The sequence below is a fragment of the Cellulosimicrobium sp. Marseille-Q8652 genome, from assembly GCF_965112045.1.
The window spans coordinates 1838606-1860351 of sequence record NZ_CBCOPS010000002.1 but is presented as its reverse complement, the minus strand read 5'-3'; the positions used below and the strand labels follow the sequence as shown (position 1 = coordinate 1860351).

Annotated in this window: 11 protein-coding genes and 1 pseudogene; 3 read left to right on the top strand and 9 right to left on the bottom strand. The window is 74.6% G+C overall.

The window, feature by feature from the left end; translation table 11 throughout:
* Positions 1 to 169 precede the first annotated feature (169 nt).
* Positions 170 to 619: pseudogene (locus ACWPWV_RS18310) on the top strand (acyl-CoA thioesterase); the annotation flags it as partial.
* Here the strand turns inward: ACWPWV_RS18310 and ACWPWV_RS18305 are convergent.
* The 7 genes from ACWPWV_RS18305 to ACWPWV_RS18275 form a co-directional block, all read right to left on the bottom strand.
* On the bottom strand, positions 538 to 3435 hold the full coding sequence (locus tag ACWPWV_RS18305; protein ID WP_454044316.1) for a glycoside hydrolase family 9 protein: 2898 nt from the start codon (positions 3433 to 3435) through the stop codon (positions 538 to 540). The pseudogene ACWPWV_RS18310 and the gene ACWPWV_RS18305 overlap by 82 nt on opposite strands.
* Positions 3436 to 3539: 104 nt before the next feature.
* The gene (locus ACWPWV_RS18300; RefSeq protein ID WP_454044315.1) at positions 3540 to 5126 is read right to left on the bottom strand and encodes an SDR family oxidoreductase; all 1587 of its coding nucleotides are present in this window, start codon (positions 5124 to 5126) and stop codon (positions 3540 to 3542) included.
* Positions 5123 to 6106, bottom strand: a complete 984-nt coding sequence (locus ACWPWV_RS18295) for a DNA topoisomerase IB (protein ID WP_454044314.1) — start codon at positions 6104 to 6106, stop codon at positions 5123 to 5125. Before ACWPWV_RS18295 ends, ACWPWV_RS18300 begins: the two co-directional genes overlap by 4 nt.
* 143 nt (positions 6107 to 6249) lie before the next feature.
* The gene (locus tag ACWPWV_RS18290; protein WP_454044313.1) at positions 6250 to 8985 is read right to left on the bottom strand and encodes a cellulose binding domain-containing protein; all 2736 of its coding nucleotides are present in this window, start codon (positions 8983 to 8985) and stop codon (positions 6250 to 6252) included.
* A gap of 257 nt (positions 8986 to 9242) precedes the next feature.
* Entirely contained in the window at positions 9243 to 10715 is a 1473-nt protein-coding gene (locus ACWPWV_RS18285) for an endo-1,4-beta-xylanase (protein ID WP_454044312.1), read from the bottom strand.
* A gap of 184 nt (positions 10716 to 10899) precedes the next feature.
* Positions 10900 to 13200, bottom strand: a complete 2301-nt coding sequence (locus tag ACWPWV_RS18280) for a glycoside hydrolase family 6 protein (RefSeq protein ID WP_454044311.1) — start codon at positions 13198 to 13200, stop codon at positions 10900 to 10902.
* 112 nt (positions 13201 to 13312) lie between these two features.
* Positions 13313 to 14434, bottom strand: a complete 1122-nt coding sequence (locus ACWPWV_RS18275) for a LacI family DNA-binding transcriptional regulator (RefSeq protein WP_454044310.1) — start codon at positions 14432 to 14434, stop codon at positions 13313 to 13315.
* A 69-nt stretch (positions 14435 to 14503) separates the two neighbouring features.
* On the opposite strand from ACWPWV_RS18275, the gene ACWPWV_RS18270 reads away from it, so the two are divergent.
* Positions 14504 to 17320, top strand: a complete 2817-nt coding sequence (locus tag ACWPWV_RS18270; protein ID WP_454044309.1) for a substrate-binding domain-containing protein — start codon at positions 14504 to 14506, stop codon at positions 17318 to 17320.
* 107 nt (positions 17321 to 17427) lie between these two features.
* Positions 17428 to 20169: a glycoside hydrolase family 48 protein gene (locus tag ACWPWV_RS18265; protein WP_454044308.1), complete on the top strand. Its 2742-nt coding sequence runs from the start codon at positions 17428 to 17430 to the stop codon at positions 20167 to 20169.
* A gap of 39 nt (positions 20170 to 20208) precedes the next feature.
* Here ACWPWV_RS18265 and ACWPWV_RS18260 read toward each other — a convergent pair whose 3' ends face one another.
* Together ACWPWV_RS18260 and ACWPWV_RS18255 are read right to left on the bottom strand one after the other, a co-directional pair.
* Positions 20209 to 21162 (bottom strand): acyl-CoA thioesterase, encoded by a 954-nt coding sequence (locus tag ACWPWV_RS18260; RefSeq protein WP_454044307.1) that lies wholly within the window; start codon positions 21160 to 21162, stop codon positions 20209 to 20211.
* A gap of 67 nt (positions 21163 to 21229) precedes the next feature.
* Complete coding sequence (locus ACWPWV_RS18255; RefSeq protein WP_454044599.1) at positions 21230 to 21658, bottom strand: globin; 429 nt, start codon at positions 21656 to 21658, stop codon at positions 21230 to 21232.
* Positions 21659 to 21746 lie beyond the last annotated feature (88 nt).

Sequence of the window (21746 nt, the reverse complement as noted above, 5' to 3'; positions counted from 1 at the left end):
CCGGCTGCCGAACACGACCTGAAGGCCGCGAAGACGTCCAGAACGACCTTCAGGTCGTGCTCGGCAGCGCGTCGGGGCGTGCTCGGCGGTGCGGGACGCGGGCAGAATGGGCGACGCCTGGCACCACGCCGTCGGGCCGAGCACCGCCCGCAGCACCGAGAGGACCTCCATGACCCGCCTGCACGTCCCCGTCCCGCTGCGGTGGTCGGACCTCGACGCCTACGCCCACGTGAACAACGTCGAGATGTTCCGGCTGCTCGAGGACGCGCGCATCACCGCGTTCTGGACGCACCCCGAGGCGGGGGAGGACGCGTGGCCCACCGCGGTCCTCGAGACCGGTCCGCACGCGACCAGCCACACGCTCGTCGCCCGCCAGGAGATCCAGTACCTGCGACCGCTCGGGTTCACGCGCACGCCCGTCAGGGTCGAGCTGTGGGTCGGGCACCTCGGCGGCGCGAGCCTCGAGGTCTGCTACGAGGTGCACGACGGCGTCCCCGGTGGCTTCGGCCGCACCGGCCCCACCTCCGGCGGCGAGGCCTACGCGAAGGCCACGACGACGATCGTCGTGGTCGACGCCGCGACCGGCAGGCCGCGCCGCCTCACCGACTCCGAGCGCGCGCCGTGCGTCACGTTGAACCCCACCTCGACCGAGCCGCCGGGCAGCACCGTCCCGTTCCAGCTCATGGAGCGCGCGGTGACGACGGCCCCGGTCTGCGACCACGCAGCGCTCCAGCCGTTGGTCAGGGTCTGGCCGGCCGGGAAGGTGAAGCCGATGGTCCAGCCCGAGAGGGCCGTCAACCCGCTGTTGGTCAGGCGCAGGGTCACGGTCCCGCCGCTGCCCCAGTCGCTCGACGTCCACCGCACCGCGCACGCCGCAGTCGCCGGTCGCTCGGCCGTCGTGAACGACGTCGCCGCGCTCGGTGCCGAGGCGTTGCCCGCGCGGTCGGTGGCGACGACGCTCACGCGGTAGGCGGTCTCGGGCTCGAGCCCGGTGAGCGTGTGGCTCGTGCCGGTCACGGTGGCGACGCGCTCGCCCTCGAGCAGCACGTCGTAGCCGGCGACCCCGGTCCCCGCGTCGGTGGACACGGCCCACGTGACGGTCGCGCCGGCCGCGGTGACGTCGCGCACGGCGGGCGTCCCGGGCGTCGTCGGCGGCGTCGTGTCCGCGACCGGCGCTTCCGCGGTGGTGAACGACGTCGCGGCGCTCGGTGCCGAGGCGTTGCCCGCGCGGTCGGTGGCGACGACGCTCACGCGGTAGGTGGTCTCGGGATCGAGCCCGGTGAGCGTGTGGCTCGTGCCGGTCACGGTGGCGACGCGCTCGCCCTCGAGCAGCACGTCGTAGCCCGCGACCCCGCTCCCCGCGTCGGTGGACGCGGACCACGCGACGGTCGCGCCGGCCGCGGTGACGTCGCGCACGACGGGCGTGCCGGGCGTCGTCGGCGGTGTCACGTCGTCTGGGTCCGGCCCCGACGAGCCCGGCTCGGCGCCCCACAGGAGCTCGTCGCCCTCGTACAGCGTGATCCTCTCGTTGTCCGTGAGCGTCTCGCCCGTCGCGACACCGGCGAACGACCAGTCGTCCGTCGCGTCCCACACGTCTGCGGTGACCCGGAACTGGACCTCCCGACGGTGCTGCGACTGGCCACCGGGAGAGACGATCGATCCCGAGCAGTCGATCTCGACGTAGTACTGGTCGCCGCCCGCGTGCCCGACGGTCGCGGTGGCGCCAGGGCACTCGGAGTAGTTCGTCGTGGCGCGGACCGTCGAGGGGTTCGCGCCCTCGTCGAGCGTGAACCAGTAGCGCAGGCGGACGTCGTCGAGGACGCGCGCCGGGAAGGCGGAGCGGTTGCGCAGGACCGTCTTCACCTCGGTGAACGCCGTCCCCGGCTGGTTGAGCCGGGACTCGACGACGAACTCGTCGAGGTCGGGCGTCTCCGGCTGCGGGAACCCGGCGAGGGGCGTGCCGCCGTGCCGCCCGACGAGGTGCGCGAGCGCCGACGTGAAGCCGGCGTTGTAGTCCGTCGCGACCTCGTTGGCGACGTAGTCGGTGCGGCTGTCGACGTACGCGTCGTCCGGCGACCCCGGTCCGCCGACGAGCGCCCCGTACAGCACGTGCCGCGTCTCGACGGGCTGGGCGAGCGAGTCGAGCCACGAGCCGTGCGCCGTGCGGTGGTGGGGGTTCTGCGGGGGGTTCTCGCCGTACCCGACGACGTACGAGGCTCCGCGCGGGTTGTCCCCGAGGGCGTAGTCGACCTGCCGCTGCCCGAAGTCCTGGTACCTGTCGGCGCGCGCGGTGTCGCCGCGCGCGCGGAGCCAGTCGCCGTAGGTCAGCGCGACGAACGCGGTGTTCGTGGCGTAGCGCAGCGAGCCCCACGAGTCGAGGAACGCCTGGCCGCCGGGGGAGTAACGCACCCGCTGGCCCTGGTGGCCGGTTGTCCAGAAGTCGAGCCACCGGTTCGCGTCGTCGACGTACTGCTGCTTGCCGGTCGCCTGGGCGAGCAGCGCGTACGCGCCGTACGTCTTGTCGTCCCACGCGATCGTCCACCGGTACGAGCGCGTGCTCGTCTGCGGCTCGGTCGACAGGCCCGCGTACTCCGTCTCGGCCTTCACGAGGTAGGCCGGGTCGCCCGTCGCCTCGTACAACCAGTACGCGCCCCACACGAGCTCGTCCTGGTAGCCGGACCACGAGTTGTAGAAGCTCCCGACCGGGACGCAGTCGGAGTACCTCCCGCGGTACGTGTCGGCGAAGTCGTAGAGGTCGACGGCGTGGCGGCGCAGCTCGGCCGCGTACGCCGGGTCGGAGTCGGCGAAGACGATCGCCGACGCCGCCATGGCCGCCGCCGTCTCGCCCGCGACGTCGCTGCCGGGGCACGAGGGGTCGACCCTGTAGGCCGGTCGCGCCATCCGCATCGCCTCGGCCGGGCCCCACCACTTGTGGTCGGCGTCCCCGTCGCCGACCTGCGCGTAGAGCACGTCCGGCTCCGGGTGGGCCTTGACGAAGTAGTCGTTCACCCAGCGCAGCGAGTCGAGCAGCTCGTCCTCCTGGCCCGACGCCGTGTACCCGTCCGGGCTCGCGATCGCGCCCCACGCGAGCATCGTCGTCGTGAACGCCATGGGCAGCCCGAACTTCACGTGGTCGCCCGCGTCGTACCAGCCGCCGGTGAGGTCGAGCCCGACGTCGGCACCGTCGTCGAGCGCGGAGTCGCCGCGCCAGCTCACGCGGAAGTCCTCCGGCAGGTCCCCCGAGCGCTGCGCGTCGTAGAAGAACAGCGACTTCTGGAGCGCCTCGGCGTAGTTCGGGTCCGCGGCGGCCGTCGCCGGGGCGGCGACGGCCGTGAGGCCCCCGGCGAGCAGCGCGCACGTCGTCGCGACGGCGGCGGTGCGTCGGAGCGCGTCGCGGGCTGCCGCACGGCGGCGCACGAAGGGTCGTGGGTGCATGGCTGCCTCTCGGTCCGCCCACGCGTCCTCCTCGACGCGCGGGTCGCCGCCACTGTCCGGACCTCGCGACGCGGACGTCAAGGAGGCGCCGGCCCGCGAAACGTTTAGACCCGGGAGCCCGCGCCCGCGACGGGCGCCTGGTCCTCGCCCCCGGAGCGGGCGGCCCGCTCGGCCGCCTCCGCGATGTTGCGCTGCATGCCGCCGAACACGACGCCGTGGAACGGCTTCACGGACCACCAGTAGAGCTGGCCGGCGAGGCCGTGCGGGTGGAAGAGCGCGCGCTGCGCGAAGTACGTGCGTCCCGGTCCGCTCGCGTCCTCGGGCGACGGGCCGGGAGCGTCGGGGTCCGTCGCGTCCTCGAGCTCGGCGGCGGCGTCGTCGACGCGCAGCTCGAGCCACGCCAGACCGGGCAGCCGCATCTCGGCGCGCAGCAGGAGCCGTCGGCCCGGCTCGATCGCCTCGACGCGCCACCAGTCGAGCTCGTCGTCGACCCGGAGGCGGTGCTCGTCGCGCCGCCCGCGCCGCAGCCCCGGCCCGCCCACGACGCGGTCCATGAGTCCGCGCACGCGCCACGCGAGGGACCACGAGTACCAGCCGCCCTGGCCGCCGATCTCCTCGATGACGCGCCACAGCACGTCGTGGGGCGCGTCGACCACCGTGCGCCGCTCGTCCACGTACAGCGACCCGCCCGCCCAGTCCGGGTCGGTGGGCAGCGGGTCCGACGGCGCACCGGGCACGGACGCCGACGACCACCGCGTCGTGACCTCGCCGTCGTGGATGCGCTGCAGCGCGAGCCCGACGGCCTGGTCGAAGCCGAGGAGACCGCCCGGCGGGTCGGGGACGTACCGGGCGATGTCGTGCTCCTGGCACACCACCTCGTGCTGGAGCGACTCGACGAGCGGTCGCGCGATGCCGCTGGGCACCGGGGTGACGAGGCCGACCCAGTGCGAGGACAGCTTCGGCGTGAGCACCGGCACGCTGACGATCCGGCGTCGCGGCAGGCCGGCGACGCGCGCGTAGCGCTGCATCATGTCCCGGTACGTGAGCACCTCCGGCCCGCCGATGTCGAAGGCGCGCGAGACGTCGTCGGGCATCGACGCGGAGCCGACGAGGTAGCGCAGCACGTCGCGGACCGCGATCGGCTGGATCCGGTTGTCCACCCACCTGGGCGTCGTCATCGCGGGCAGGCGCTCGGTGAGGTAGCGCATCATCTCGAAGCTCGCCGATCCCGACCCGAGGATGACGGCGGCCTGGAGCACCGTCGTCGGGACGCCCGACGCGAGCAGGATCTCCCCGACCTCCTTGCGCGACGCGAGGTGCGGCGAGAGCTCGCCCTCCGGCACGTCCGGGAACATCCCGCCGAGGTAGACGATCCGTCGCACACCGGCCTCGCGCGCCGCGCGCGCGAACGTCAGCGCGGTGCGCCGGTCGCGCGCCTCGAAGGTGGGACCGGTGCCGAGAGAGTGGATGAGGTAGTACGCGACGTCGGTGCCCTGGAGCGCCGAACGGATCTGGTCGAGGTCGCTCGCGTCCGCCTCGACGAGCTCGACCTGCGACGACCCGGCCCACTCGCGCCCGGCGAGGCGCTCGGGGTGGCGCGCGAGCGCCCGGACCTCGTGCCCGGCGTCCAGCAGCTCGGGGACGAGCCGCCCGCCGACGTACCCGGTGACACCCGTGACGGCGATCTTCATCCCAGCAGCTCCAAGACTTCTCGTTCGGCACGTGACGGCGACCGGGTGGACCCGATCGTCTCGCCACGCTCCCACAGGTCGAACAACCGCGGGTCGATGTACGACGACCGGGCCACCGCGGGCGTGTTGCCGAGCTCCTCGGCGACGTCCTTGACGATCGCCGTCACGATGCGGCGCCGGGCGCGGTCGGAGCGCGGGGCGGCGCCGGCGTCGGCGAGCGCGCGCGCCGCCAGCACCGTGGCGTGCCAGGTGCGGAAGTCCTTGGGGGTCGCGTCCGGCCCCAGGCGCTCCTTGATCGCGGCCTGCACGTCGGCGCTGGTCACGTCGTGCCACACGGCTCGTCCGGCCACGTCCTCGCGCCACGCGAGGAGCTCGACGCCACCGCGGCGTCGCTTGAGCGTCGACACGAGCTCCGCGACGACGGGGTCCTCCACGACGACGTCGCGCACCTGGCCGGACTTCGCCGGGTAGTGGAAGTGCACGCTCCCGTCGCGGCGGACGCGCGCGTGTTCCTTGCGGATCGTCGCGAGCCCGTAGCTCTTGTTCTGCTTGGCGTAGACCTCGCCGCCCGCGCGGAAGTAGGCGAGGTCCAGGAGGCGGAACGCGAGCGCCAGGACCTTCTCGCGGCCCATCCCGGGCAGCTCCAGGTCGCGCGCGACGTGGCGACGTGCGGCGGGCAGCCGGCGCCCCACGTCGAGCACGTGGTCGTGCTTGCGGCGCGAGCGCGTGCGCTGCCACTGCTCGTGGTAGAGGTACTGGCCGCGCCCTGCGGCGTCGCGGCCGAAGGCCTGGATGTGGCCGTTCGGGAACCGGCAGATCCACACGTCCTGCCACGCCGGCGGGACGGCGAGGTGCGTGCAGCGCTCGAGCTCGTCCTCGTCGGTCAGGGGCAGGCCGTCGACGTCGAGGAACACCCACGCGTCGCCCTTCGGGCGGCGCGAGTACCCCGGGGAGGTCACGGACACACGGCGCAGTCGCACCCGGTCAGTGTGGAGTCGCGTCCCGCCGCACGCAGCCGGGAGCCGTGGCCCGTAACAGGTCGCCGGACGCCGCGGTGCGGGTGGCAGGGCAGAAGTCCTGCCCGCCACCCGCACCGGGAGGTGTCACGTCACGTCACCTCACGTCACGAGGCCGTGCACCCCTCGCCGTCCAGGGCGAAGGACTCGGGCGTCCCCGCGCTGCCCGCGCCGATGAGCCCGACGTCCGCGGACGCGCCCGGGGCGAGCGTGGAAGCCCAGCCCGGTGCCGCGACCCGCACCGAGGTGCCGGTCTGCGTCGCCGTCCCGCCCCACGCCTGGGTCACCCTCTCGCCCGCCGTGAACCGCCAGGTGAGGTCCCACCCCGCGACCGGGGCGTCGCCCGTGTTCGTCACGCGCGCGGTCGCCTGGAAGCCGCCCGGCCACGAGCCGACGACGTCGTACGCGACCGAGCACGCGGCGTCGCCCTGCTCCTCGGTGGGCTCCTCCGTCGGCTCCTCGGTGGGCTCCTCGGTCGGCTCCTCGGTGGGTTCCTCCGTCGGGTCGGTCCCCGGGTCGCCCGCGAGCTCCCCGACGACGACGCCGCGCCCGTTCGTCCCGACGTACACCCGGCCGTAGACGTCGGGGTCGCCCGTGACGACCGATCCGGTCCAGGCCCACTGGTGCTCGTCGTCGTTGACGCGGACCCACGACGCACCGGCGTCGTCGGAGCGGAAGACGCCCCGCACGCCGTCGATCCTCGACGACGTGTAGACCGCCGGGTAGTCGGCGCCCGGCGCGGCCCGGCCGAACCCGACCGCGTCGCCCTCGTCGACGTCCGCGAGGCGTGTGAACGTCGCGCCCCGGTCGGTCGAGCGCCACATGCCGTAGGTCGCGCCGGTCGTCCCGCCCGCGAGCCACACGTCGCCCGCGTGCCCCGGGACGGCCGCGAACCGGACGTCGCCCTCGGCGGGCAGGCCCGACGCCGCCGACGCGGTGAAGGAGGCACCGCCGTCGGTGCTCACGTAGAAGGTGCCCGCCGCGACGGCGTAGAACACCTCCGGGTCCACGCGGTCCGCCTCGACGCGCGCGCCGGCCGGCACGCCGGTCGACGCCGTCCACGTCGAGCCGAGCGTCGTGGACACGTGCACCCCGGTGCCCTGCGGGCTCCACACGATGCGGCCGCCGTCGGCTCCCACCGCGACGGTCCCCGCGCCCGTCACCCCGGACGGCTCCTGGCCGGCCCACCAGGACGACCCACCGCTCGTCGAGACGCCGATGTGGGACGCGACCGCGCCGTCGACCCCCTGGCCGACGCGCACGACGGTCGAGGGCGCGAGCTCCGCGTAGTCGAGGCTGTGGACGGCGCCGTGGTACGGCTGCGTGAACATCATGTCGGGCACCTGCGTGATGTCGTCGTGGACGAACCCGCCGATGTCGCCGAGCCCGGAGATCACCTCCGCGCCACCGGGGGGCGCGACGAGGTCGAGCACGGCGGTCTCCTCGATGCCCTGCGCCTTCACCGAGATGTCGACGGTCCCGCCCGTGTCCCAGTCCGTGAGGTCCGTGCCGCCGTAGACGGTCGCACCGGTGCCGTAGTAGAAGCGGTCGGAGTCGAACGGGTCGATCTCGAACGACTCGGTCATCCAGCCGAGCTTGGGGCTCGGCTCGGGCGGCGCGGGCTGCTTGTCGAACGTCAGCCACGGCACGCCCGAGATGTCGAGCGAGTAGCGCAGGTCGCGGTCCGGGTATCCGGACCACTCCCAGATCGACGTCCACGTCTCGCCGCGGTCCGTGCTGCGGTACACCTGGATGTCCGGCCACCACGACATCTGGCTCACGACCATGAGCGTGTCCGGGTCCTGGCGGTCGACCGTGAGGCCCGAGTAGCCGAAGTGGGCGTCGGCGCTCGACGACGGGACAGGGCTGATCTGCGTCCACGTACCGGACGCGGTGTCGAGGCGCCAGACGTCGCCCTTGCCGCCGTCGTACGGGCCGCCCGTGTCGGACGTCGCGAGGTACAGCTGGCCGCCCTCGTCGTCGAGGACGACCTTGTGCGGCAGGTAGCCGGTCGGGGCACCGGGGACGGCCTCCCACGTCGCGCCCGCGTCGGTCGAGCGGTAGAGCGGGTCCTCCGTGTCCGCGACCCCCACGTAGAGGGTCGGGGTTGGGGAGCCGGGGGTCCCGGTGGAGGGGTCGGGCACGATCGTGACCACGCCCTGGTTCGCCGTGAGGTAGTCGTTCGGGTCGGTGGGGTCCTGGACGTAGCTCCCCGGGTTGGGGAACGACGTGACCTCCGACCACGTGACGCCCGCGTCGGTGCTGCGCCACAGCCCGTTGCCGCCCTCGGTGCCGAGGTACAGGACGTCGTGGTCGTGGGGGTCGACCACGAGGCGCTCGCCCATGCCGCGGCCCGGCATGTTGCCGCCGACCTTGAACGGCAGGTCGGTGCGCTGCCACGTCTCGCCGCGGTCGGACGACCGCAGGACGGCACCGGGGTTCGGGTCCCACGAGTTCGTGTACGTGCCGACGACCGCGTAGACGTTGTCCGGGTCCACCGGGTCGGTCGCGATGCTCTGCACGCCGGTGTGGCCCCAGTCGTCCCAGCCCACGTGGTCGAGCAGCGGGACCCAGCGCTGCGTCCGCTCGTCGAGGCGGTACGCGCCGCCGATGTCGGTGCGCGCGTAGACGAGTCCCGGCTCCGTCCGGTTGAACACGATCCCCGGGACGAACCCGCCACCGACGATCTCGACGTTCCCCCAGTCGTACTCCGCCGCAGCGGTCGTGCTCGTGCTCGCGGCGGACCCTGCCGCGGCGCCGGGGACGGCCGCCGCGGCCGCCCCCAGACCCGTGGCGAGGAGCCCGCACCCGACGAGCGCGGCGATGGCTGGTCGCATGCTCATCCGTCTCCCACTCCTTCGTGCGTGAGGCGGGGGCGAGCCCCCGGGCACGTCGTCGTGCCGTCCGCCACGCTAGGCGAAGCGCTTCGACGGACGGGGCCCCGAACCGTTTAGGGTCCTCGGCCGAGCGGCGGACGAGCCGCGGGGACGTGGCGGCCCCGGTTCCGGGGGCGCGGCCGGGGCCGCCACGTGCTCAGGGGGCCCTCGTGCTCAGGGGACCCTCGTGCTCAGGGGACCTCGTGCTCAGTTGAGCCTCGGGCTCATGCGCAGGGGACGCCGTCGAGCGCGAACCGGGCGGGTGCGGTGTTCACGCCGCCGTGCGAGCCGTTGAAGCCGACGCTCACGCTCGCGCCGGGGGCGATCGCCGCGTTCCACGGCGCGTTCGTGACCGTCACGTCCGGCCCGGACTGGGCGTACGTCGCCGACCAGCCCTGCGTCACCCGCTGCCCGTCGGCGAACGAGAACGTCAGGCTCCAGCCGTCGAGCGGCGCCGTGCCCGTGTTCGTCACCGTGAGGTTCGCGGTGAAGCCCGTGCCCCAGCCGTTCACGGTGTAGGCGACACGGCACGCGCCCGGTCCGGTGGGGTCGGTCGGGTCCGTGGGGTCGGTCGGGTCGGTGGGGTCGGTCTCCTCCGCGCCGAGGACCTCGGCGACGGCCGCGTACGCGGGCTTCGGCGCGTACGCGTCGTCCCACACGAGCGCGGCACCCTGACCGGGGAAGGTGCTCGGCACCCAGGAGTACCTGTCGGTGATGCCCCACAGCGTGACGCCCGTGCAGCGGTCCACGGCCAGGCACGCGCGGAACACCGTCGCGTAGTCCGACGCCTGCTGGGCGAGCTTCCGCTGGTCGGCCGGTGTGCTCATCCGGATGTCGAGCTCGGTGATGCGCACGTCCACGCCCAGGTCGGCGAACCGCTGGAGGTTCTGCGTCATCGTGGACGGCACCTGCCCGACGACGAGGTGGGCCTGGAAGCCCACGCAGTCGATCGGCACCCCCCGGGCCCGGAAGTCGCGCACGAGCTCGTAGATCGCGGTGCTCTTCGCGTTGATGCCGTCGGTGCTGTAGTCGTTGAGGCACAGGTCCGCGTGCGGGTCGGCGGCGCGCGCGGCGCGGAACGCCTCCTCGACGTACCCGTCGCCCAGCCGTTGCTGGAACACGCTCTGGCGGCGCGACCCGTCGTCCTCGAACGCCTCGTTGACCACGTCCCACGCCGCGACGTCGCCGGCGTACCGGCCGGCGACGGCCGTCACGTGGTCGGTCATCGCGGTGCGCAGCGCGTCCGCGCTCGGCAGCGCGGACACCCATCCCGGGAGCTGGGAGTGCCACACGAGCGTGTGCCCGTACAGGTCCGCGCCCTGGGACGCGGCGTAGTCCGCGACCCGGTCGGCGCCGCCCCACGTGAACGAGCCCCTGCTCGGCTCGGTCGCGTCCCACTTCATCGCGTTCTCCGCGACGACGAGCGAGAACTCGCGGTCGGCGACGTCCCGGTAGGCGCCCTCGGACAGCCGCCCCGGGTCGAGCGCGAAGCCGACGGTCCTGCCGTGGCGAGCGGCCGCGTCGGCGAGCGGCTCGGTGCCGGTCGCGGCCGCCGTCGCGGGGACGAGCGTCACCGCGGTCAGAGCCGCGGCGATGAGCGCCGTCGCGGTGAGGGCCGCGACGGTGCGGCTCGCCGTGGCGAGCGCCGCCCCGGCGAGCCGTGCCCGGAGAGGTCGTGTGCTGGGGGTCCTGCGCATGGTGCACGCTCCAAGCCCGGGCCGGCGGAGCGGCCCGCGTCGGTGGATCGGGCCCGTCGTCGCCGAAGGGCTCGATATCGTTATCGAACGCCTGCCGCGCGTCCTCGTGACGACGCCGCACGCGGGGGTGTGGACGGTGCGGTGGCCGGGACGCCCCTGCGCGACCCGGCCACCGCTCGTCCGGTCAGGCGACCGTGCAGGCCGCCCCGTTCAGCTCGAACGCGGTCGGCGCGCCGTTGGTCCCGGTGTGGGAGCCGTTGAAGCCGACCTCGACGCTCGCGCCCGCGCCCAGCGTGGTGTTCCACGCCGCCGGGGTGACCGTCACGCGCGAGCCCTGCTGGGCGAACTGGGCCGACCACCCCTGGGTGATCGTCTGGCCGTTCGCGAAGGCGAACGTCAGGCTCCACCCCTGGAGCGGCGTGGCCGAGCCGTTCGTGATCCGCAGGGACCCGGTGAACCCGGTGTTCCACGAGCTCGCCGTGTACCGGACGGTGCACGACCCGACCGGCGTCGTGCCGCCGTCCTCGGTCGTGCCGGTCACGGTGCCGGACGTCGCGGACACGTTGCCCGCGGCGTCGAACGCCCGCACGGCGTAGACGTGCGCCGTCCCCGCCGCGAGGCCCGTGTCGGTGAACGACGTCCCGGCGACCTCCGCGACGGCGGTGCCGCCGCGGTACACGCGATAGCCCGTCACGCCGGTGTCGTCGCTCGAGGCGTTCCACGCGAGCGAGACGGAGGACGTCGTGACGCCGGAGACCCGGAGACCTGCCGGGGCCGTGGGGGCCTGCGTGTCCCCGCCGGGTCCGGAGCCCTCGTCGGTCGTGACCGAGAGCGGCGCCGACGCGGCGGAGACGTTGCCGGCCGCGTCGCGGGCGCGCACCGTCACGGCGTACGTGGTGTCCGCGGCGAGGCCCGTCACGGTGTACGACGTCGAGCTCGTCGTGCCCACGGGCGCACCGTCGACGAGGACGGTGTACGCGGTCACGCCGCTGTCGTCCGTGGACGCGGTCCAGCTCACGGACGCGGACGTCGCGGTGGTCGCGCCGGCCACGAGGCCGGCCGGGACGGTCGGCGGCGTGGTGTCCTCGGGGACCTCGCCGTCGGGGTCGATCACCGGGTAGGCGTTCTCGACGAGCATGCGGAACTGCGACTCGAACCACTGGCCGGCGAGCGGGGCGTCCGGGAGGGCGCCCGTGAGCTGGTTGGCCAGCTTGGGCGAGACGAACGTCGGGTCGCACATGCGGTCGAACCGCTTGCCCTGGTCGTTCGGGATGTCGCTCGACGCGCCGTCGGACTCGCCCGGGGGCTTGACCCACACGTACGCGTGCAGGTGCGACTCGGGGAAGCCTGCCGGCGTGGCCTGGGGGCGCTCGCCGATGCCGGCGCCCGCCGGGTTGCACCACGCGCCGCGGTGGATGCGCTGGTCCACCCGGGACTCGTTCACGTACGTGTTGTGGTTGGTGGAGGTGCTCACCGCGGTGGGCCGGTCCTCACCGCCCCAGCCGTTGCGCGACGTGTCGACGAGCATGCCGATCGACGAGGGGAAGCCCTCGGCGACCAGCAGGTCGTAGAGGTGCGCCGTCCAGTCCGCCTCGTCGAAGTCGGCGTTCCACTCGTAGAACGTCGCGGAGCGCACCGGCGTGCTGCCGATCTGGACGTCCTCGAGGAACGGCTCGTGGAGCGGCGTCGAGTTGGCGGTGTTCGTGACGAAGCCGGTGACCGACGCGTACCCGGCCGCGGTCGAGGTCACGACGTCCTTGAAGAGCTTCGCCGCCGGGCCCGCGTTGCTGGGCCAGCCGAGCCAGCCCGCGTGCGCGGCGTCGATGTACGAGTAGACGTTCCCGACCGTGTAGAGCTCGTCGAGCGCGTACCTCACGCCCGCGCGGTAGTACGGCGCGGACTGCTGGCACTCGGGCGTGCTGATGTTCGTGATGAGGTTCGGCAGCGAGTCGGGCTCGATCGTCGCGGCGATGCGCAGCGGCTCGTACTTCGGGTCGTCGAGGATGTCGACGATGGCGTCGATGTACTCGGTCTTGTAGCGGGCGAGCCCGGCGTCGGTGGCGGGCAGCTCGCCGTTCGAGGCGAGCGCGTAGCAGTCGCGGCCCGGCAGGTCGTAGATGACGAGGTTGAAGACCATCGGCACGCCCGGCTGCTTCTGCGCGAGCGCCTCGTCGAGGTGGGACCGCAGCCCCGGACCGTCGACGTTCCCCTCGATCGCGCTGATGCGGTCCATCCAGACCGCGGTCGGCTCCTCGGAGATGGCGAGCATCCGGGACCCGAGCTCGCCGCCGGCGCGCGTGGCCGCGGCCTCGACGTTCTCGGACCAGTGGGGGTTGACGTACTGGGTGGCACCGGCGAACGGGTTGGTCACTCGGGGCTCGGCGGCGTTCGCGGGCACCGTGGTGGCGACCAGCGGGGCGCCGAGCAGCGCGAGGGACGCGACGACCGTCGCGCCCTTGCGCAGTCGACTCGTACGGGATGGCACGGGGTCCTCCAGCGGGATCGGGGGACGCGGACGGAGGTCCGCGTGCCGGGCGAGGAGCCCGACGGGCACCACCGTGATCACCTCGACCCGGGAAGCACACCGTGCGAAACGTTTAGGCGTTCCGGGGTGGCGCGGTCGTCCCGCGCAGGACGAGCTTGGCCGCCGGGGGCGGGCCGAACCGCTCCCCGGCCTCGGCGCCGTCGGGCCGGACGACGGTGCGTCCGAGGCCGAACCGGCGCACGAGCGTCTCGGCGACGTGGGCGCCGAGCGGGACGAACGGGCGATGGACCGCGGTGAGCGCCGGGGCGACGAGCCGGCACGTCGCCGAGTCCTCCCCGGACAGGACGGACAGGTCCCACGGCACCTCGAGCCCACGACGCCGGGCCGCCTCGAGCACGGCCAGCGCGCTGACGTCACCGTCGGTGAGGACCGCGGTCGGCCGGGACGCGTGCGCGAGCAGGCGCGTGGCGGCCGCCCGCGTCTCCTCCCACGTGCGGCACTCCACGACCTCCACCCGCGTCTCGGGCCCGCCCGCCACGCTCAGCGCGTCGTGCAGCGCGCGCGCCACGTCGTCGTGGGCGTCGGACACGAGGAGGGCGACGCGGCGGTGCCCGAGCGCCACGAGGTAGCGCGCCGCGCGCTCGTCGGCGTCGCCCCCGAACCACACCGGGGCGTCGGGCCCGCTCCCCGGCGGCACCCCGGGGCGGTCGCCGGGCCCTCCGCCGTCCGCGACCTCGACGAGCGGGATCGTGCCGTCCCGCGCGACGCGGCGTCGCGGGTCGCGCTCGTGCACGCCGGTGACGACGAAGGCCGCGTGCCGCCGCTCCGACCAGCCCGTCTCGATGTCGCGGCCACCGTCCTCGCGGTCGGAGACGACCTCCACGCTGAGCGCGAGGTCGTGCTCCGCGAGCGCCGGCCGCATCCCGGCGGCGAGCGCGACGGCCCGGGCCGGTCCGGGTGCGCCCTCCGGGCCGTGGACCACCTGCAGGCTGACGCTGCGGGCGCGCGCCCGCAGCGAGCGCGCGGCGGCGCTGGGCCGCCAGCCCAGGTCGGCGGCGGTCCGCAGGACGTGCCGCCGCGTGCGCTCGGAGACCCCCGGGCGGTCGTTGAGCGCGTACGACACGACGGCGATCGAGACGCCCGCCGCGCGCGCGACGTCCGTGATCGTGATGCGCCGCTCACCGGGCGTCGGGGGGCCGGCGGACGGGGGCCCCGGCGGGAGATTTGTGGTCACGCTCCCACACTGTGCCCGGTTTGGGTGCATGATGCATATCAGGACTCGACGACGAGGACGGTGGGGGACATGTCGACGGACGCGACGAGGCGACCGAGGCCGGCAGGGGACCAGCTCACGTTCGGTGTGCTGTGCCCGGTGGTGGGGGGCTTCTACTTCGGACGGTCGCTGGCCGGGATCGCGAGGGTGCTGCGCTCGCACGGACATCGCGTGGTCGCGCTGCAGACCTACCCGGCGGACCTCGACCGCGACGAGTTCCCCGGGCCGCCCGGCCGCAGACCGGTCCTCGGGCGGTCCTCCTTCGACGGCTTCGTGGTCATGACGACGGCGCTCGCCGACGCCGAGCTCCGCGAGCTCGACGCCTCGGGCGTCCCGCTCGTGCTCCTCGGCGTGCGCGCGGAGGGCCTGCGCGCGCCGACCGTCGCCCCCGACAACGCGGGCGGCGTCCGTGCGGCGGTCGACCACCTGGCCGGCCACGGTCACCGCAGGATCGGCTTCCTCGGCAACACCGAGCAGCGGGACACGCTCGAGCGGTTCGACGCCTACCGCGCGGCCCTCGACGCGCACGACCTGCCGTTCTCGCCGTCCTGGGTCTACCGGACGCGCGACAACCAGGAGGCGAGCGCCGAGGCCGTCGCGCGCCGCCTCGCCGCGCGCGGCCTCCCGACCACGGCGACCCTCGCGGCGACGGACCGCAACGCGATCGGCTTCATGCGCGGGCTGCAGGCGGGCGGCCTGGACCTGCCCGCGGCACAGGCCGTCGTCGGGTTCGACCACGCCGACGCCGGCGCGCGCTCGCGTCCACGCCTCTCGACGGTGGACCCCCTGCACGACCAGGTGGGTGAGCGGGTCGCGGAGCTGCTCGTCGCCCGCGTGCGGGGCGAGAGCGTGGTCCGGGAGAACCGCCTGGGCCGCGCGGCGCTCATCCGTCGCGAGTCGTGCGGGTGCCTCGAGGGGACCCAGGGCGAGCTCATCCGGACGGGCGCGCGCTCCGACGCGGCCCGTGAGGCGGCGGCCGGGCTGCCGTCGGTTCCCGCGCCCCCCGTGCCCGCCGAGCAGCACGGGGTCCGCCCGCTCGACGACGTCGCCCGCGTCGTGTTCGCGCACGTCGCCGAGCGCGGCGACGTGCGCGGGGCCCGACGCCGTCCCCGGCCGGGGGACGGGGCGCGGCGCACGTCGCCGCTCGACGCCTGGCTCCTCGTGCTGCGGCACATGCTGCGTGCGGCGGCCGAGGGGGGCGCGGTGCCCCCGGCGTCGGCGCTGCGCTCCTTCGCCGACCGCACCGCCGCGCTGCGCCCGTCGCAGGAGGCGCTCGAGCAGCTCGTGCCGGCGCTCGAGGCGGAGGTCGCGGACCTCGTGCGCGAGGTGCGTCGGCGCCGGGCGAGCGCCGCCGCGACCCAGCTCGGCCGGACGGTGCTCGCGCGCAGCGGCCACCGCGACCGGCCGCCGCTCTCCGCGACCGCCCGGGCGGAGGCGCTGCGCGCGACGGCGACGGAGGTCGTGGTCGCGCTCGCGCGCGGGTGCGCCCACGGCGCCCTCGCCCGGACGGGCCGGCTCGAGCAGGACCTCGTGGACCTCTACGAGGTCGACCTGGGTCTGCTCCGGGGCGACGGGGAGGCGCTGCGCCGGCTCGACTGGCTGCCCCGCGGTGTCGGCGGCACCGCGGCCCTCGCCCTGTGGGACGACGCCGACGACGGCAGCTCGCGGCGGGTCCTGCGGATCGTGGGGGTGCGCGGCGGCGGGACCGCCGTGGAGCGCCTCGCGGGCGCCACGTTCCCGACCGCGGAGTTCCCGCCGCGCGAGCTCCTCGACCCCCGGTCGATGACGGTCGTCGCGCCGGTCGCGTTCGGGCGGTCCGACTGGGGCTTCCTCGTCGTGGGCGGTCTGCTCGACACGCGGTCGACCAGCACGCGGGAGCGCTACAACCACTGGGCCGCGATGCTCGCCGTCGCGCTCGACCAGGAGGCGCTGCTCAGCTCGCTCCAGGACCAGCAGCGCGCCCTCGCCGACGCGGCCGAGCGCGTGCGGGAGCTCGCGCTCGAGGTCGAGGCGGGCGCCGAGCGCGCCGCCCTCGTCTCCATCGCGTCCCACGACGGGACCTGGGAGTGGGACGTCGAGGCCGGGACCGTGCAGTACTCCCCGGCCTGGGCGCAGATCGTGGGCTGCGAGACCCAGGACCTGCGGGACGACCCCGACGAGTGGCTCGGGCGCGTGCACCCGGCGGACGTGCAGGCCGTCCACGCGGCGCTGGCCGCGCAGCTGGCGGGCACGACCGAACCCCTCGACGTCGAGCACCGGCTGCGCTGCGCCGACGGCGAGCACGTCCGGGTGCGCTGCCGCGCCGTGACGGTGCACGACGCGGGTGGACGCCCCGCGCGCATGGTCGGCGCGCTCGCGGTCCTGTCCGACGTCGAGCGGTACCGCAGCGAGCTGCGCGAGCGCGTGCTCGTCGACCCCGACTCCGGCGTCCTGCACCGGGAGCTCTTCGTGGACCGTCTCGCGCAGTCGGTCGACCGCGCGCGCCACGTCGCCGGCTACGACGCGCACGTGCTCGCGGTCGGCTTCGCGACGGCCCCGACGGTGCCCGCGCTCCATCGCCTGCGCGGCGCCGTCGGCGACGCGGGGTCGGTGTGCCGGCTCGCCCCGGACGACTACGTCGTGCTCCTGGACGGCGCGAGCGGCGACGACGCGGTGCGGACCGCCGCCCGGGTGGGCGCGACGCTCGGGGCGGGCGTCGTCGTCGAGCACGTCGGCGCCGTGACCACCGCTCCCGACGCCGGCGAGCTGCTGCGCCGGGCGGGCGCCGGGCTCGCGCGTCGCCGTGCCCGGGCGCACCTGCCGACGCTGTCACGCCTGCGGGTCCCCGAAACGTTTCGGCCGTTGTGACCGCGCGGCGCCCGTGACGACAGTCGAGCCCACCCGCCGCGGCGGGCCCGCCGACGAGGGCGGGCCCGGACCCGGTGCGACGGGGCTCGACGACGAGAGGGAGCACGATGTCACGGACCGCCTGGCGCGCCGCGCCGCCACCATCACCGCACGGACCGACGACGAGAGCCCTGCGGGCCACGGCGCGCGGTGAGATCCGGCAGGGCCGCCGCGGTCGCGCGGCTGCGGCCGCGCTCACGGCCTGCGCGACGCTCGTCGCGTTCGCCGCGGCCCAGCCGGCGAGCGCCGAGCCGACCGCCCCCGCCGCGGAGGCGGCCGTCACGCTCGCCGTCGACGGCGAGCACACGCAGCGCTTCCTCGAGCTCTACGCCAAGATCCACGACCCGGCGAACGGCTACTTCTCCCCGCAGGGCATCCCGTACCACGCGGTCGAGACCCTCATGGTCGAGGCGCCCGACTACGGTCACGAGACGACGTCGGAGGCGTACTCGTTCTGGCTGTGGCTCGAGACGTCCTACGGGCAGGTCACCGGGGACTGGGAGCCGTTCAACCACGCGTGGGACACGCTCGAGCAGTACATGATCCCCACGACGGAGAACCAGCCGACCAACGCGGCGTACAACCCGAACAGCCCCGCGACCTACGCGGCCGAGCACAACCACCCGAGCGGCTACCCGTCACAGCTGTCGACCGGCGTCACGGTCGGCAGGGACCCCATCGGCGCCGAGCTGCGCCAGACCTACGGGACGTCCGAGATCTACGGCATGCACTGGCTCGCCGACGTCGACAACGTGTACGGCTTCGGCGCAGCCCCCGGCTCGTCGACGCTCCTCGGTCCCGACCACGAGGGCACGTCGTACATCAACACGTTCCAGCGCGGCCCGCAGGAGTCGGTCTGGGAGACCGTCCCGCAGCCGTCCATCGACGACTTCAGCTTCGGCGGCGAGAACGGCTACCTCGACCTGTTCACCGGTGACGCGTCGTACGCGAAGCAGTGGAAGTACACGAACGCGCCGGACGCCGACGCGCGCGCCGTCGAGGCCGCGTACTGGGCGAACAAGTTCGCGACCGAGCAGGGCCAGCCGGAGGCCGTCGCCGAGACCGTCGGCAAGGCCTCGAAGATGGGCGACTACCTGCGCTACGCGCTGTTCGACAAGTACTTCAAGACCCCGGGCTGCGCGTCGACGTCGTGCGCCGCCGGCACGGGCAAGGACAGCGCCCACTACCTCCTGTCCTGGTACTACGCGTGGGGCGGCGCGCTCGACACGGCGAGCCCGTGGGCGTGGCGCATCGGCTCGAGCCACGCGCACTTCGGGTACCAGAACCCCATGGCGGCGTGGGCGCTCGCGAACGACCCCGCGCTCGAGCCGTCCTCACCGACGGCCGCGGACGACTGGAGCAAGAGCCTCGACCGCCAGGTCGAGCTGTTCCAGTGGCTCCAGGCGCCCGAGGGCGGCATCGCGGGCGGCGGGACCAACTCGTGGGACGGCGCGTACGCGGCCCGGCCCGCCGGGACGCCCACGTTCTACGGCATGGCCTACACCGAGGCACCCGTCTACCACGACCCGCCGTCGAACCAGTGGATGGGCATGCAGGGATGGGGCATGGAGCGCATCGCGCAGCTCTACCACGAGACCGGCGACGAGCGGGCCGAGGACATCCTCGACGGCTGGGTGCCGTGGGTCGTGGACAACATCACGGTCACCGAGGACTCGTGGCAGATCCCGTCCGAGCTCACGTGGACCGGCAAGCCCGACACGTGGGACCCCGCGAACCCCGGTGACAACTCCGGTCTGTCCGTGAGCGTCAAGAGCTACGGCCAGGACGTCGGCGTGGCCGGCGCGCTCGCCCGCACGCTCATGTACTACGCGGCCGCGTCGGGCGACACCGTCGCCCAGGAGACGGCGCGCGACCTGCTCGACGCCATCTGGGAGCAGAACAGCGACCCGGTGGGCGTCGCGACGGACGAGACGCGCGGCGACTACGGGCGCTTCGACGACGTCCTGACCTCCACCACGGGCAACGGCACGTACGTCCCCGCGGGCTGGTCCGGCACGATGCCGAACGGCGACGTGATCGAGCCGGGCGTCTCGTTCCTCGACCTGCGGTCGTTCTACCTCGACGACCCGGACTGGGACAAGGTCCAGGCGCACCTCGACGGCGGTCCCGCGCCCCAGTTCCGGTACCACCGGTTCTGGGCGCAGACGGCGGTCGCGACGGCGCTCGCGGACTACGACCGGCTGTTCGGCGAGGACGTCCCGCCGGACGACACGGAGGCACCGACCACCCCGACCGGCCTCGCGGTGACGGGGACGACGTCGTCGACCGCGGCGCTGTCGTGGACGGCCTCGACCGACGACGTGCGGGTCGTGGGCTACGACGTCCTGCGGGACGGCGTGCGGGTCGGGACCGCGTCGGGCACGACGTACACCGACGAGGACCTCGCGCCGGAGACGACGTACCGCTACGCCGTCCGGGCGCGCGACGCGGCGGGCAACATCTCGCCCGTGTCGCTCGCTGTCGAGGCGACCACGGCCGAGGACGACGGCGGGCCGGAGCCCGGTGCCTGCACGGCGGCCTACGCGACCCGCGGGTCGTGGGGCGGCGGCTACCAGGGCGAGGTCACGGTGACCGCCGGTTCCTCCGGCGTCGCCGGGTGGACGGTCGCGCTCGACCTCGCGCCGGGCGGGCTGTCGCAGGCCTGGAACGCGACGACGAGCGTGAGCGGGGGAGTGCTCACCGCGTCGAACGTCGGCTGGAACGGCACGCTCGCGGCCGGCGCGAGCACGTCGTTCGGGTTCATCGGCACCGGCGCCCCGCCGGCCGACACGTCGGTCACGTGCGGCTGACGCCCCGCTGAGGACGCCGAACGGTCCGCCTCCCGGTGCTCACAGCGCCGGGAGGCGGACCATGCCCTCCTGCGCGATGGACGCGACGAGCGTCCCGTCCTGGGCGAACACGCGGGCGGCGCCGAGGCCGCGCCCGCCCTGCGCGCTCGACGCGGACTGCACGTACAGCAGCCACTCGTCGACGCGCACGTCGCGGTGCCACCACATGGCGTGGTCGAGGCTCGCGATCGAGATCCCCGGCGTGACCCACGCGATGCCCGCCTCGCGCAGGATCGGCTCGAGCATCACCTGGTCGCACGCGTAGGCCATGAGCGCGCGGTGCAGGAGCTGGTCGTCGCCCACGTCGCCCCGCGCGCGCATCCACACCATCTGGTGGTCCTTGGGCTCGCCGTCGGGGCCGAGGTAGAGCGAGCCGCCGACGTGGCGCAGCTCGAACGCCGAGTGGTGGGACCAGAAGCGGGCGATGGGGTGGTCGATCCCGCCGAGCACGTCGAGCGCGGACGGCACGGTCTCCGGGTCGGGCGCGTCGGGGACGGGCGACGAGTGCTCGATCCCGCCCTGCTCCTCCTGGAACGACGCGATCATCGACAGGATCGGCTTGCCGTGCTGGATCGCGTGCGTGCGGCGCGCGCTGAACGACCGGCCGTCGCGCAGCCGCTCGACGGCGAGGTCGATCGGCACGGAGAGGTCTCCGGGTCGCAGGAAGTACCCGTGCAGGGAGTGGGGCAGGCGTCCCTCCGGGACGGTACGGCCCGCGGCGAGGACCGCCTGCGCGAGCACCTGGCCCCCGTACACGCGTCCCGTCGGCTGGTGGACGCTGACGCCGCGGAAGTGCTCCGGGTCGGCCGCGGACCCGTCGCCGTCCCCGACGCGCTCGAGCTGCAGCACCTCGAGGAGGTGGCCCAGCGGGTTGGGGACCTGCGCGGCCGGGGCGGCGTCCGACGTCGGGCCGGGCGACGGCGCGGAGTCGGTCTCGGGGTGCTCGGAGGTCACGGGTCGGTCTCCTCGGCTCGGCGTCGGTGGCGTGGGCGGCGTGCGCGGCCGTGTGCGAACTGGCGGCTCAGTCGTCGAAGGTGTTGAGGAGCGAGTGCGCGGCGCGCTCCAGATAGTCCCACAGCGTGGCCTCGTGGATCGGCGCGAGCCCGAGCGTGCCGACGGCGGCGCGCATGTGCGTTAGCCAGCGGTCGCGCGCGTCGGGGTTGACCTTGAAGCCGCCGTGGCGCATCCGCAGGCGCGGGTGCCCGCGCTGCTCGCTGTAGGTCGTGGGCCCGCCCCAGTACTGCTCGAGGAACGCGGTGAGGCGCCAGCGGGCGGGACCGAGGTCCTCCTCGGGGTACATGGGGCGCAGCACCGGGTCGGTCGCCACGCCCTCGTAGAACGCGTCGACGAGCCGGACGAACGTCTCGTGGCCGCCGACCTCGTCGTAGAACGACCGGCTCGGTCGGGTCGGGGAGGACGCCGGGGCGGCGGGCGCGGCACCGTTCGTCAGTCCGGCGACCGGCAGCGTCGTGCGGGGGGTGGGCTCCGTGGTCACGCCCCCATCCTCGCACCGGGCGCGCGTGCGGCCGCTCCCGCCG